This is a genomic window from Agarivorans sp. Alg241-V36 (genome assembly GCF_900537085.1).
Classification (GTDB): Bacteria; Pseudomonadota; Gammaproteobacteria; order Enterobacterales; family Celerinatantimonadaceae; genus Agarivorans.
The window spans coordinates 272,857-286,532 of sequence record NZ_UNRE01000005.1 but is presented as its reverse complement, the minus strand read 5'-3'; the positions used below and the strand labels follow the sequence as shown (position 1 = coordinate 286,532).

Genomic DNA, 13,676 nt, shown 5'->3' with positions numbered 1-13,676 from the left:
CTAACAAAACTTAGCCATTAAAAAAGGCGCCCTAAGGCGCCTTATTGCATTGAGTTAAAAATTACCAACCGGTAACTTCACGCAATGCTTTACCGATATCGGCAAGGCTACGAACCGTTTTAACGCCTGCGTCTTCAAGAGCTGCAAACTTATCTGCTGCTGTACCTTTACCGCCAGCGATAATGGCACCTGCGTGGCCCATACGCTTACCCGGAGGAGCGGTAACACCTGCAATGTAAGAAACCACAGGCTTGGTTACATTTTCTTTAATGTAAGCTGCTGCTTCTTCTTCTGCACTACCACCGATTTCACCAATCATTACGATTGCTTCGGTTTTAGGGTCGTTTTGGAACATTTCCAAAATGTCGATGAAGTTAGAACCAGGGATTGGGTCTCCACCAATACCTACACAGGTAGATTGGCCAAAACCTTCGTCGGTGGTTTGCTTAACGGCTTCATAAGTAAGTGTACCTGAGCGAGAAACAATACCAACTTTACCGGCTTTGTGAATGTGGCCTGGCATAATACCAATCTTACATTCATCTGGGGTAATCACACCTGGGCAGTTAGGGCCAATCATACGTGCGCCAGCTTCATCTAATTTCACTTTAACGTCTAGCATGTCCAAAGTTGGAATGCCTTCGGTAATAGTGATAATGATTTTAATGCCCGCAGAGATAGCTTCTAAAATAGCGTCTTTACAGAAAGGAGCTGGTACATAAATTACTGTAGCGTCTGCGCCAGTTGCTTGTACCGCTTCGCTTACTGTGTTGAATACAGGAAGACCTAAGTGAGTTTGACCGCCTTTACCAGGAGATACACCACCGACCATTTGTGTTCCGTACTCAATAGCTTGCTCTGAGTGGAAAGTACCTTGGCCACCAGTGAAGCCTTGACAGATCACTTTAGTGTTTTTGTCGATTAGAATGCTCATTATTTGGCCTCCGCTGCTTTAACTACTTGCTCTGCAGCATCAGTTAAGCTGGTAGCTGCAATAATGTTAAGGCCTGACTCAGCCAAACGTTGGGTACCTAACTCAGCGTTGTTACCTTCAAGGCGAACAACTACTGGTACGCTTACACCAACTTCTTCTACAGCGCCAATAATACCGTCGGCAATTAAGTCACAACGAACAATACCGCCAAAAATGTTTACTAGTACGGCTTTTACTTTGTCGTCTGACAAAATAATTTTAAATGCTTCGGTCACACGCTCTTTGGTTGCGCCGCCGCCAACATCTAGGAAGTTAGCCGGAGAACCACCGTGCAATTGCACGATATCCATGGTGCCCATAGCAAGACCAGCACCATTAACCATACAACCAATGCTGCCATCAAGAGCTACGTAGTTTAGCTCCCATTGTGCTGCATGTGCTTCGCGCTCATCTTCTTGCGAAGGATCGTGCATTTCGCGAAGTTTAGGCTGACGGTACATCGCGTTTGAGTCGATGTTAATTTTACCGTCTAAACATACCAAATCACCGCTACCGGTCACTACCAGAGGGTTAATCTCTAGCAGTGCTAAATCGTGGTCGGTGAACATTTCTGCAAGACCAACAAAGATTTTAGTAAATTGGCGAATTTGAGTGCCTTCAAGGCCCAATTTAAACGCTAATTCACGTGCTTGGTAAGGCTGTGGGCCTACTAGCGGATCAATCGCCATTTGGTGAATCAACTCTGGCGTTTCTTCGGCAACCTTTTCGATTTCCATGCCGCCTTCAGTTGAGGCCATAAATACAACGCGACGAGTAGCGCGGTCTACTACCGCACCTAAGTAAAGCTCGTTAGCGATATCTGAGGCTTCTTCTACCAAAATTTTTGATACAGGCTGACCGTTAGCATCGGTTTGATAAGTGACTAAGTTTTTGCCTAACCATTGTTGAGCAAATGCCTTAATTTCTTCTTTATCAGACGTTACTTTTACGCCGCCAGCTTTACCACGTCCACCTGCGTGAACTTGAGTTTTTACTACCCATGTAGATCCAGGGATTTTGCCTGCAGCTTCAGCTGCTTCTTGTGGGGTATCACAGGCGTAACCTTCTGGCACTGGCAAGCCATAGTCGGCAAATAATTGCTTGGCCTGATATTCATGCAAATTCATGATGTTCTATCCATAGTGTTAGGGGATACATTAGAGGTGCTGAACACCTTTCCGAATAAGGGCCTGAAAACCAGGCCCAATACAAACTTTTATTACACGTCGAGCAATAAGCGTGTTGGATCTTCGAGTAACTCTTTAATGGTTACTAAGAAACCAACAGACTCTTTTCCATCTACCAAGCGATGGTCGTAAGACAATGCTAAGTACATCATTGGTAGAATTTCCACTTGGCCGTTTACAGCCATTGGACGGTCTTGAATTTTGTGCATGCCTAAAATGGCACTTTGTGGTGGGTTAATAATTGGCGTAGACATTAGCGAGCCAAATACACCACCATTAGTAATGGTAAAGTTACCACCGGTTAACTCTTCAACGGTTAACTTACCATCGCGGCCTTTAATAGCCAGTTCGCGAATACCCTTTTCGATATCTGCAACACTTAGCAAATCACAGTCGCGCAATACTGGCGTTACCAAACCACGTGGGGTTGATACCGCAATGCTCACATCAAAGTAGTTGTGGTAAACAATTTCGTCACCATCAATTGAAGCGTTCACTTCTGGGAAGCGTTTTAACGCTTCAACAACCGCTTTAACGTAAAAAGACATAAAGCCTAAACGGATATCATGACGCTTCTCAAACACTTCTTGATATTGCTTACGCAAAGTCATAATTGGCTTCATGTTAACTTCGTTGAAAGTAGTTAACATGGCGGTGGTGTTTTTCGCTTCTAACAAACGCTCGGCAACACGCTTACGTAAGCGAGTCATAGCAACACGTTTTTCACTACGCGAAGATAATGGCGCTTGTGGAGCAGCCTCTGCTTTAGCTTCTTTCGCCGCGGCAGCAGGTTTAGCGATGTGTGCTTCTACGTCTTCTTTGGTAATGCGACCGTTAGGACCAGAACCTTTAATGGCAGACGCATCGATGCCCTTCTCTGCTACCAAGCGGCGCACTGAAGGTGACAACTCGTCGCCGCTATCTGCTTTATCGCTAGCGTCGTCAGCTGCTTTGGTGCTAACTTCTTCACCAGCTACTGCGCCAGCTTTCATACGGCCGATAAGCTGCTGTCCAAGAACAGTAGCACCTTCGGCTTCAATAATTTCTTCTAGAACACCCGCTTCCATTGCTGGTACTTCTAAAACAACTTTATCGGTTTCAATATCTACAATGACTTCATCACGCTCAACCGCGTCACCCGGTTGTTTATGCCATGTTGCAATCGATGCATCAGCTACTGATTCGGGTAGGTCTGGCACTTTAATTTCAATGCTCATTAAGGCTTCCTTTATTCTTTTTTATTCAACTGTCAACGCATCAGTAACTAGGGCGCGTTGTTGTTTTAAGTGAAGGGACATATACCCAACCGCAGGTGACGCAGATGCTGGACGACCAGCATAACGTAACTCTGCACCGGCAGGGATTACAGATCTAAAGTGATGCTGGCTACTATACCAAGCACCTTGGTTAAGCGGTTCTTCCTGACACCAAACAAATCTTTCTACATGTTGATATTGTTCAAAAATTTGTTTCACGTCTTGGTCGGGGAACGGATATAACTGCTCAACACGGATGATAGCGACATCAGTTTGTTGATTCTTACGTCGTTGTTCGAGCAAATCGTAATATACTTTGCCTGAACACATCACCACTTGGCGAACTTGCGTTGGGTCTATCTCATCCAACTCGCCAATGGCATTTTGGAACTGCCCTTCAGCAAGCTCTTCCAAGCTAGACACCGCCAAAGGATGGCGAAGCAAAGACTTAGGCGACATAACTACCAATGGGCGACGCATTGGGCGAACCTGTTGACGACGCAACATGTGGTAAACCTGTGCTGGCGTAGACGGCACACATACTTGCATGTTGTGCTCGGCACACAATTGCAAATAGCGTTCTAGTCTAGCTGACGAGTGCTCTGGACCTTGACCTTCATAGCCATGAGGAAGCAGCATAACTAGGCCACACATACGGCCCCATTTTTGCTCACCTGATGACAAGAATTGGTCAATAACCACTTGGGCGCCGTTAGCAAAGTCACCAAACTGAGCTTCCCAAATCACTAAGGTAGAAGGCTCGGCAGTGGTGTAACCATATTCAAAGGCAAGTACTGCTTCTTCAGACAATACTGAATCAAACAAGGCTAGATGACCTTGCTCTTCCGCTAGGTTCTTAAGCGGAACATAGGTAGATGCATCTGTTTGATTGTGCAATACCGCATGGCGATGGAAGAAAGTACCACGGCCGGAGTCTTGCCCGGTGATACGAATATTTTGCTTCTCATCAAGCAAACTTGCATAAGCTAAGTTTTCTGCAAAACCCCAATCAAGTGGTTTTTCACCCAGAGCCATTAAACGGCGATCATCGTTAATTTTCTTAACTCGAGGGTGCAACTTATGTTCATCTGGCAGTTTGGTCAGCCTTTCACCAAGATCTTGAATGGCCTCAACAGGTAAGGAAGAATTATATTCCATGTCCCATTCGTGACCTAAATACGGCCGCCAATCGACACTGTGCTCGGTCATTGGGCGCCATTCTTCAACAACGCAATCGCCGTTATCTAGTTGATCGCGGTAGCCATTAACTAAAGCGGTAGCCTCAGCACTGTCTAATTGTCCGCGCTCTACCAACACGTCTGCGTAGAACTTACGAGGCGTTGGGTGCTTTTTAATTTTTTGGTACATCAAAGGCTGAGTTGCATTTGGCTCATCAGCTTCGTTGTGACCATGGCGACGGTAACAGACTAAATCAATCACTACGTCACGCTTAAAGGTATTGCGGTAGTCCAAGGCCATACGGCTAACAAAAGCTACGGCTTCTGGATCATCACCATTCACATGGAAAATTGGCGCCTGAACCATTTTGGCGATATCGGTACAATATTGGGTTGAACGGGTATCGCGCGGATTAGAGGTAGTGAAACCAACTTGGTTGTTCACCACAATTCGCACTGTACCGCCCACTTTAAAGCCACGCGCTTGTGACATATTAAAGGTTTCTTGCACCACACCTTGACCAGCAATGGCTGAATCACCGTGAATAGTAATAGGTAAACAGTTTTCACCGGCACGGCGATCTTGACGAGCCCGCACTGACCCCATCACAACCGGGTTTACAATTTCTAAGTGTGAAGGGTTAAAAGCCAAAGACATATGCACATTGCCACCAGGGGTAGCAAAGTCTGAACTAAAGCCTTGGTGATACTTAACGTCACCAGTGCCCCAGGTATCATCATGTTTACCAGCAAACTCATCAAACAACTCTGACGGGTTTTTACCTAGCACATTAACCAGTACGTTTAAGCGACCGCGGTGAGCCATGCCCACTACAACTTCTTTAGTACCTTGAATACCGGCCGAGCGCACAATCTCTTTTAGCATCACTAGCAGGCTATCACCACCTTCTAGTGAGAAACGTTTTGCCCCAGGGAACTTAGCGCCTAGATATTTTTCTAGACCTTCCGCTGCGGTTAAACTTTTAAGAAAGCGGATCCTATCCTCTTGAGTGAAATCACCCTGCCCTTCAACTGACTCTAAACGACTTTGAATCCAGCGTTTTTCATCAGTGTCGGTAATGTGCATATATTCTGCACCAATAGAACCACAGTAGGTTTTAAGCAAAGACTTGTGCAAGTCTTTAAGCGCCATGGTGTCTTTACCAATGGCATATGAACCTACGTTAAAAGTTTCTTCAAAGTCTGCGCTATCTAAAGCATGAAACTCTGGAGAAAGGTCGGCTACTCGCTCTTGTTGCCATAAACCTAAAGGATCTAGTTGGGCATGCTGATGTCCGCGAAAGCGGTAAGCATTAATCAACTGCAATACTTTAACTTGTTTGGCACCGTGTTGAGGGTCTTCAACCGGAGAGCTAAAACGAGAGGTATCTTTCGCTAGGCGACGAAAGTAATCACGAATAGGAGCGTGAGGGGTATCTTCAGATGTACCATCTACAGCAGGGAGTTCAGAGAACACTTCCTGCCATTGTTCAGATACAGAAGAAGGATCTTCTAAATATGCCTCATAGAGGTCTTCCACATAGGTCGAATTAGCACCAGCTAAATGCGAGGACTCTAGCCAGGCCTTCATTACGCCATTTTGCATTTAAACGCTATCCCTTTATTTTCTACGTCACTGTATGACTTTATAGGGTTTTATAAAAAAATAGCCATCCTACCGAAGTAAAATGGCTATTTAGAACCAGCTAATTATAAAAATTAACTTTTTGCTAAACAGCCCGTTTTATCAGCATCGACTTAATATGGCCGATAGCTTTTGTCGGGTTCAATCCTTTAGGACAAACACTTACACAATTCATAATGCCATGACAGCGGAATACGCTAAAGGCATCGTCTAATTCTGAAAGGCGCTCATCAGTGGCCGTATCTCGGCTGTCTGCCAACCAACGATATGCTGCCAATAGGCCAGCAGGGCCAACAAATTTTTCTGGATTCCACCAGAAAGAAGGACAAGAAGTTGAACAACATGCACATAGAATACACTCGTACATCCCATCTAACTTTTCACGCTCCTCTGGGCTCTGCAAGTTTTCGCGAGCCGGCGGAATTTGTTCATCATTGATTAAGAACGGCTTAATACGGGCATAATTATCGTAAAACTGGCCCATATCAACCACAAGGTCACGCACTACCGGCAAGCCCGGTAATGGGCGAATCACAATGTCGCCCTTACCTAACAAGTCTGACAGTGGCGTAACACAAGCTAAACCGTTTTTACCATTCATGTTTATGCCGTCTGAACCACAAACACCTTCACGACATGAGCGTCTAAAAGCTATGCTAGGGTCTTGTTCTTTAAGCAAAATCAATGCATCTAGCACCATCATATCAGAGCCCTCAGGGACCTCAAGCTGATATGACTTCATATTTGGCTTAGTATCTGTATCCGGGTTATAGCGGTACAAAGAAAAATTAACGTTCATTACCGCCTCCTTAATATGTACGAATTTTAGGTTCGAAAGCTTCACGTAGATTTGGTGACATATTCACCTCACGACGTCCCATAGTCTCTTTAGCTGGATCAAACAAAGAGTGGCATAGCCATTGTGCATCATCACGCTCTGGATAATCGAAGCGACTGTGCGCGCCACGGCTTTCTGTGCGGAAGTTTGCAGCATGGGCAGTTGCAATTGCAGTTGCCATCAAATTGTCTAGCTCTAAGCACTCTACGCGCTGTGTATTAAAGTCTTTAGACTTATCATCCAAACGAGCATTGGCTAAACGCTTACGAATAACTTGTAACTCTTCCAAACCTTTCGCCATAGACTCACCTTCACGGAACACCGAGAAGTTAAGCTGCATACACTGCTGTAAGTCTTTACGAATTTGAACTGGGTCTTCGCCGTCTGAAGTAGAATTTTCCCAACGATTATAACGAGCCATGGCAGCGTCTAACTCTGCGTCAGTGGCGTCAGCCATATTTATGTCATCGTTTAGATATTCACCAAGGAACTTACCTGCAGCGCGACCAAATACCACCAAATCAAGCAATGAGTTACCGCCTAAGCGGTTAGCGCCGTGTACTGATACACAAGCGATTTCACCCACTGCAAACAAACCGTTGATGATTTCGTCTTCGCCTTTCTCGTTTTGAGTAATAGCTTGGCCATTTACATTACAAGGCACGCCACCCATCTGGTAGTGACAGGTTGGAATAACAGGAATTGGCTCTTTAACTGGATCAACGTGAGCGAAAGTACGCGATAGTTCACAAATACCCGGCAAACGGCTTTCTAGAACTTCTTCGCCTAAGTGATCCATTTTAAGTTTAATATGCGGACCCCAAGGACCTTCACAACCGCGGCCTTCGCGGATTTCGGTCATCATTGAGCGGGCAACTACGTCACGGCCAGCTAAATCTTTAGCATTAGGAGCATAACGCTCCATAAAGCGTTCGCCATCTTTATTTAATAAGTAACCACCTTCACCACGACAACCTTCGGTCACTAGAACACCAGCACCAGCGATACCAGTTGGGTGGAACTGCCACATTTCCATATCTTGGATTGGTACGCCAGCACGCAAAGCCATGCCTACGCCGTCACCAGTATTAATGTGAGCGTTAGTGGTTGAAGCAAAAATACGCCCTGCGCCACCGGTAGCTAATACAGTTGCTTTAGCTTTAAAGTAAACCACTTCGCCACTGTCGATATCCATTGCAGTACAACCTACAACGTCTCCATCGGCATTTTTTACTAAATCTAAGGCATACCACTCAGAGAATATAGTGGTCTTCTTTTTAACATTTTGCTGATAAAGCGTATGTAACAAGGCGTGGCCGGTACGGTCAGCAGCTGCGGCAGTTCGAGCAGCTTGCTCGCCACCAAACTCTTTAGACTGACCACCAAATGGGCGTTGATAGATAGAGCCATCATCAAACCGAGAAAATGGCAAACCCATCTTTTCCAATTCAATAATAACTTCTGGACCTACATTACACATGTATTCAATGGCATCTTGGTCACCAATGTAGTCAGACCCTTTAACGGTATCGTACATGTGCCACTGCCAGTTATCTTTATGCGAATTACCTAACGCAACCGTAATACCACCCTGAGCAGATACAGTGTGAGAACGGGTTGGAAAAACTTTTGAAATCAGAGCGCAAGATTTGCCCTCCTCAGAAATTTGTAAAGCAGCACGCATTCCCGCGCCGCCAGCACCGATTACTACGGCGTCAAACTCTCGAATAGAAATTGCCACTCGACTTACCCCCAAATAACAAACAGGCCGGTCGCTACATAAACTAGCGCCAGAACTGTTAAAGAAAACTGTAAACCAACACGTAATGCAGTGCATTTAACGTAATCAGTTAACACTTGCCATAAACCAATCCAGGCATGGATTAGCATCGATAAAAGTGCAAGTAAGGTGAATACTTTGGTTGGAAGCCAAGCAAAAAATCCACTCCAAGACTGATAAGTCACATCGTTAAATGCGAAGAAGCCAAGTAAGTAGATTGTATATAAGGTTAAAATAATGGCGGTTGCGCGAATGAGCAAAAAGTCATGTACGCCGCTACGGCCAAAAGTTGCAGCATTAGTTACCATACGATTACTCCCATTAGTACCGCCAGTACAGCAGTGATAATGAATGAGATTTTAGCGCTAGATGATGCACTATCTAGCTCTTCCCAATAGCCCATGTCCATGATCAAGTGGCGTATTCCACCAACAATGTGATACATCAACGCACTAAGGCTTGCCCAAATGATTAACTTCACTAAGAAGTTATCCATAATGGATTGCACATTCGCAAAACCTTCTGCTGATTGAAGGGATTCAGCAAGTAGGCCTAACAAAATAGCCAAGGCGAAAAAAGTAATCACACCGGAAACACGATGCAAGATGGACGCAATTGCGGTAATGGGAAATCTGATGGTTTGTAGGTCGAGGTTTACTGGTCTTTGTTTTGTTTTCACGATTCTCTGCCCACTCAGGTCCTTGAGTATTATTATGGTTATAAAGTCAGGCTCTGGACAGAGCAGCGAGTTGCGATAATGTTAATTTTGTGAACTTAAGGCCTAAATTAAGACTAAAGTATAAAAACTCACATTTATATTGCGCAAAAAATGCTCGGACTAGCGCCATACTTCGAGGAAAGTATAACGCCCACATTATACAAATACAATTAACATTTCCTCCATTTAGCTAATTTAGCGCAACGAAACAGCCAACTTAAATCGAAAATTTAACATAAACGCTATAAGTCACCATATTTCACAACCAGAGCCAATTGACATTGGACCTTGATCTAGGTGAGAATGTGCTGCGCTTTGTATCCAAAAAAACAATACAATTAGAACAAGCAAGGGAGACGTGCTATGGCTGACAATAAAGCCACCCTAACGCTGCCAGGCCAAGAGGCATACGAGATGCCGATTATGTCTGGTACAGCAGGACATGACGTAATTGATGTTCGTACACTAGGTAAAAAAGGGTATTTCACTTTTGATCCAGGTTTCTTAGCGACAGCTTCATGTGAATCAAAAATCACCTATATTGATGGTGAGCAAGGTATTTTGTTACACCGAGGTTACTCAATTGAGGACCTAGCAAAACATGCTGATTATCTTGAAGTTTGTTACATTCTTTTGTTCGGCGAACGACCAAACGTTGAGCAATACGAAAACTTCAAAACAACTGTAACGCGCCATACCATGGTGCATGAGCAGTTAATCCACTTTTTCCAAGGTTTCCGTCGTGATTCGCACCCTATGGCGATTATGGTGGGTGTAGTAGGCGCATTGTCTGCTTTCTACCACGACTCGATGGATATCTCTAATGAGCGTCACCGAGAAATTGCAGCTTACCGCCTAATTTCTAAGATGCCTACATTAGCAGCAATGAGCTACAAGTATTCTGCTGGCCAACCGTTTGTTTACCCTCGCAACGATTTAAGCTACGCAGCTAACTTCCTTAATATGATGTTCTCAGTACCTACTGAAGAATATAAGGTAAGCCCTGTTGTTGAACGTGCAATGGACCGTATCTTCACATTGCATGCAGACCACGAGCAAAACGCTTCTACCTCTACGGTACGTTTAGCTGGCTCGTCAGGCGCTAACCCGTTTGCCTGTATTGCTGCTGGTATTGCTTGTCTATGGGGGCCTGCTCACGGTGGTGCCAACGAAGCGTGTCTAACTATGTTAGAAGAAATTGGCTCAGTTGATCGTATCCCTGAATTTATTGAACGCGCTAAAGACAAAAATGACCCATTCCGCTTAATGGGCTTTGGTCACCGCGTTTACAAAAACTATGACCCACGCGCTACAGTAATGCGTGAAAGCTGTCATGAAGTGCTCAACGAGTTAAACATCGATGACCCACTACTAGACGTAGCAATGGAATTAGAACGCATCGCGCTTTCTGACCCTTATTTCAAAGAGAAAAAACTATTCCCGAATGTAGACTTCTACTCAGGTATTGTTCTTAAGGCAATTGGTATTCCAGTAAGTATGTTTACTGTAATCTTTGCGCTATCTCGCACGGTAGGCTGGATAGCTCACTGGAAAGAAATGATGGAAGAAGAAACCCAACGTATCGGTCGTCCTCGTCAGCTTTACACTGGTGAACCACACCGTCCGTTCAAGTAATATTCCTTACTTAGCGCCATAAAAAAACCGAAGCACTTGCTTCGGTTTTTTATTAGTTCTTAAGCTATCAGCTAAGCAGGCTTATTGCCAAATTGATAGCTACCGTTAGCGAGAAACTGAGCAACTTCGGTGCGTTTTTTCGCAATCAATAAAGCACCGTCATCCATGAACAAAAAGTTTTTCCAACAGCGTTTAAAAACCGCCCAAGTAGTTTCAATAACGTTACCTTGGTCATTACAATAATAAACGACTGTGTTGTCTTGCCAATTAAGGTGAGCGAGTAACTCTTCGGGTAGCTCTAGCTGCTCGCTATCCCATACAGTTTCCCAGTTACCCTGCCCGCTCCAAGTATCTATGCTAAATGCCCAATCTCCCTTGCGGAAAAAATCTGGATGGTCGACCTGCTTGCTGACTAAGTCTTTCCACAATATATTAGCGCGGGCTTCGGTCATCGGTTTAATTGCAGAACAATCTTCGCTGCTAATGGGTAGATCAGCACGTCTGAAGATCCATGCCTTCTTGTGCTCATTTAGGGGAATATAATTCATATTATCTCAATTACTGGTGGCTAAGATCAGCCGAATAATGCACGTACTTTCTCTAAGTCTTCTGGGGTGTCTACCCCATGAGCCGGTGTTTCGATGGCTCTCGCCATTTTTATTTTATAACCATGCCAAAGAACACGTAGCTGCTCTAGTTTTTCCATCTTCTCGATGGGAGACGGACTAAGTTGCAAGTATTCTCCAACAAAGTGAGCGCGATACGCGTAGATTCCTATATGCCGAGAATACAACTCGCATTGCCAGTCCCCATCTCTTTCATGCGGCACCGCGGAGCGGCTGAAATACAAGGCGTGATTGTCTTTATCACAAACAACCTTAACAACATTAGGGTCATGAATATCTGTATCTTCATGTATAGGCACCGACAAACTCGCCATTTTGACTTCAGGCGCATCTTCTAACAAACCGGCGACTTGGGATATCACCATTGGTGGAATTAGTGGCTCGTCACCTTGAACATTAACCACGATTGTATCGTCTGAGAATGCTAATTTTTCACACACTTCCGCCAAACGCTCAGTCCCCGATTCGTGAGAAGCGGCAGTGAGCACAACCTCGGCATCAAAGCTCTGAGCAACATCTACGATACGTTGATCATCAGTTGCAATAACGACGCGCTCTGCGCCTGATTTACACGCCTGCTGATAAACTCTTTCAATCATCGCTTTACCGGCAATATCTTGCAATGGCTTAGCCGGTAAACGGGTAGACTGATAGCGCGCTGGAATAACCACTACAAATTTCATTGCGGTAACTCGTTGGCCGACATTTCTCTAGCTTCATTAACTAAAAGAACCGGAATGCCATCTTTAATGGAATAGGCTAAACGGTCAAACTTACACACTAACTCGTTATTGGCTTTATCGTAATGCAGCTTACCTTTGCATAGGGGGCAAGCAACGATTTCTAACAAATTATGTTCAACTGACATGAATTTTTTCCTGTAACAATGAGAAAAATTGCTGATAAAACGCGTCAGGCAGCACGCTGTCCACGGGTAAATAATACCACTCATTACCTGCTGTATGACGATATTTAATCGCATCCTTTTCTGTCATGATTATACGTTTATCAAGGAGTTCTTTATGTTGTTCTTCACTAAGGTGCTTGTGGTCATCTAAGCTGACTTGCTGCTTACAGTCAAAGCCTAAGCCTTCAAGTGAATCAAAGAAGCGCGCTGGATTGCCGATTCCGGCAATAGCTGCTTCAAAATCTGTAACATCCTTCACTAATTGCTGATCGCTCACTCGACGTAAACCACTGGCCTGCAACTGTAATAAATGACTATTGGCGTTAAACAGCGGCTCGCCGTTACTCACAATCAAGTCTACCATTTGTAGCCTAGCAGCTGTTTCTCTTAAAGGACCAGCGGGTAAACACAAACCATTGCCTAAGCCACGCTGGGCATCAATCACCGCAATTTCTATATCGCGTTGCAAGGCATAGTGCTGCATTCCGTCATCACAAATAATCAGATCACTGCCCTGCTCAACAGCCGCTTTACATGCAGCGCTGCGGTTTGGGTCAACGATCACAGGGCACTGAGTTCGCTGATGAATCAGCAAAGGCTCATCACCACACTCCGATGACTGACTTGTGAAACTAACAATAAAAGGATAGTACGGTGCTTTACCGCCATAGCCACGGCTAACCACCGCAGGCTTAAAACCGCGCTGCTTTGCGGCTTCAACTAGGGCTAATACAACGGGTGTTTTGCCGTTTCCACCAACACTGATATTACCCACAATGACCACTGGAACTGGTGGGCGATAGCTTTTAAGCCAAGACCGTTTAAAGGCTAAACGACGGGCGTTAGCCACTAAGTAAAATAAGCCGCTAAGCGGCAGCAATAAAACAATTTTTATCCAATGTTGCTGCTTAGCTTGATACCAAAACTTCACTG

13 protein-coding genes are annotated in these 13,676 nt (G+C 44.8%); 1 reads left to right on the top strand and 12 read right to left on the bottom strand.

The window, feature by feature from the left end; all coding sequences use genetic code 11:
* Positions 1 to 61 precede the first annotated feature (61 nt).
* From sucD to sdhC, 8 genes are all read right to left on the bottom strand, one after another.
* Entirely contained in the window at positions 62 to 934 is an 873-nt protein-coding gene (gene sucD / locus G6R11_RS13270; RefSeq protein WP_163133555.1) for a succinate--CoA ligase subunit alpha, read from the bottom strand.
* On the bottom strand, positions 934 to 2,100 hold the full coding sequence (sucC, locus tag G6R11_RS13265; RefSeq protein ID WP_163133554.1) for an ADP-forming succinate--CoA ligase subunit beta: 1,167 nt from the start codon (positions 2,098 to 2,100) through the stop codon (positions 934 to 936). Before sucC ends, sucD begins: the two co-directional genes overlap by 1 nt.
* 92 nt (positions 2,101 to 2,192) lie before the next feature.
* A complete protein-coding gene (gene odhB / locus G6R11_RS13260) occupies positions 2,193 to 3,377 on the bottom strand; it encodes a 2-oxoglutarate dehydrogenase complex dihydrolipoyllysine-residue succinyltransferase (RefSeq protein WP_163133553.1) in 1,185 nt (394 codons plus the stop codon).
* A gap of 21 nt (positions 3,378 to 3,398) precedes the next feature.
* The gene (gene sucA, locus G6R11_RS13255; RefSeq protein ID WP_163133552.1) at positions 3,399 to 6,200 is read right to left on the bottom strand and encodes a 2-oxoglutarate dehydrogenase E1 component; all 2,802 of its coding nucleotides are present in this window, start codon (positions 6,198 to 6,200) and stop codon (positions 3,399 to 3,401) included.
* A 124-nt stretch (positions 6,201 to 6,324) separates the two neighbouring features.
* Positions 6,325 to 7,038 (bottom strand): succinate dehydrogenase iron-sulfur subunit, encoded by a 714-nt coding sequence (locus tag G6R11_RS13250; RefSeq protein ID WP_137673005.1) that lies wholly within the window; start codon positions 7,036 to 7,038, stop codon positions 6,325 to 6,327.
* Positions 7,039 to 7,048: 10 nt separating this feature from the next.
* On the bottom strand, positions 7,049 to 8,818 hold the full coding sequence (gene sdhA, locus G6R11_RS13245; RefSeq protein WP_163133551.1) for a succinate dehydrogenase flavoprotein subunit: 1,770 nt from the start codon (positions 8,816 to 8,818) through the stop codon (positions 7,049 to 7,051).
* Positions 8,819 to 8,823: 5 nt separating this feature from the next.
* Positions 8,824 to 9,165: a succinate dehydrogenase, hydrophobic membrane anchor protein gene (gene sdhD, locus G6R11_RS13240; RefSeq protein ID WP_163133550.1), complete on the bottom strand. Its 342-nt coding sequence runs from the start codon at positions 9,163 to 9,165 to the stop codon at positions 8,824 to 8,826.
* Positions 9,159 to 9,539: a succinate dehydrogenase cytochrome b556 subunit gene (gene sdhC, locus G6R11_RS13235; protein WP_163133699.1), complete on the bottom strand. Its 381-nt coding sequence runs from the start codon at positions 9,537 to 9,539 to the stop codon at positions 9,159 to 9,161. Before sdhC ends, sdhD begins: the two co-directional genes overlap by 7 nt.
* Before the next feature lie 399 nt (positions 9,540 to 9,938).
* On the opposite strand from sdhC, the gene gltA reads away from it, so the two are divergent.
* Positions 9,939 to 11,210 (top strand): citrate synthase, encoded by a 1,272-nt coding sequence (gene gltA / locus G6R11_RS13230; protein ID WP_016402545.1) that lies wholly within the window; start codon positions 9,939 to 9,941, stop codon positions 11,208 to 11,210.
* Positions 11,211 to 11,281: 71 nt separating this feature from the next.
* On the opposite strand, the gene G6R11_RS13225 is transcribed toward gltA, so the two are convergent.
* The 4 genes from G6R11_RS13225 to lpxK are packed head-to-tail and all read right to left on the bottom strand — an operon-like array spanning position 11,282 to position 13,674.
* Positions 11,282 to 11,758: a DUF2947 family protein gene (locus G6R11_RS13225; protein ID WP_163133549.1), complete on the bottom strand. Its 477-nt coding sequence runs from the start codon at positions 11,756 to 11,758 to the stop codon at positions 11,282 to 11,284.
* 26 nt (positions 11,759 to 11,784) lie between these two features.
* Positions 11,785 to 12,519, bottom strand: a complete 735-nt coding sequence (gene kdsB, locus G6R11_RS13220; RefSeq protein ID WP_163133548.1) for a 3-deoxy-manno-octulosonate cytidylyltransferase — start codon at positions 12,517 to 12,519, stop codon at positions 11,785 to 11,787.
* Complete coding sequence (locus G6R11_RS13215) at positions 12,516 to 12,704, bottom strand: Trm112 family protein (RefSeq protein WP_163133547.1); 189 nt, start codon at positions 12,702 to 12,704, stop codon at positions 12,516 to 12,518. The genes kdsB and G6R11_RS13215 overlap by 4 nt, the downstream gene beginning before the upstream one ends.
* Positions 12,694 to 13,674 (bottom strand): tetraacyldisaccharide 4'-kinase, encoded by a 981-nt coding sequence (gene lpxK, locus G6R11_RS13210; protein ID WP_163133546.1) that lies wholly within the window; start codon positions 13,672 to 13,674, stop codon positions 12,694 to 12,696. Before lpxK ends, G6R11_RS13215 begins: the two co-directional genes overlap by 11 nt.
* Between the last annotated feature and the right edge of the window lie 2 nt (positions 13,675 to 13,676).

Coding starts and splice junctions, on each gene's coding strand:
- G6R11_RS13250 (WP_137673005.1), bottom strand. CDS start 7,038: ATGAACGTTAATTTTTCTTTGTACCGCTATAACCCGGATACAGATACT.
- kdsB (WP_163133548.1), bottom strand. CDS start 12,519: ATGAAATTTGTAGTGGTTATTCCAGCGCGCTATCAGTCTACCCGTTTA.
- sdhD (WP_163133550.1), bottom strand. CDS start 9,165: ATGGTAACTAATGCTGCAACTTTTGGCCGTAGCGGCGTACATGACTTT.
- G6R11_RS13215 (WP_163133547.1), bottom strand. CDS start 12,704: ATGTCAGTTGAACATAATTTGTTAGAAATCGTTGCTTGCCCCCTATGC.
- gltA (WP_016402545.1), top strand. CDS start 9,939: ATGGCTGACAATAAAGCCACCCTAACGCTGCCAGGCCAAGAGGCATAC.
- odhB (WP_163133553.1), bottom strand. CDS start 3,377: ATGAGCATTGAAATTAAAGTGCCAGACCTACCCGAATCAGTAGCTGAT.
- sucD (WP_163133555.1), bottom strand. CDS start 934: ATGAGCATTCTAATCGACAAAAACACTAAAGTGATCTGTCAAGGCTTC.
- sucA (WP_163133552.1), bottom strand. CDS start 6,200: ATGCAAAATGGCGTAATGAAGGCCTGGCTAGAGTCCTCGCATTTAGCT.
- G6R11_RS13225 (WP_163133549.1), bottom strand. CDS start 11,758: ATGAATTATATTCCCCTAAATGAGCACAAGAAGGCATGGATCTTCAGA.
- sucC (WP_163133554.1), bottom strand. CDS start 2,100: ATGAATTTGCATGAATATCAGGCCAAGCAATTATTTGCCGACTATGGC.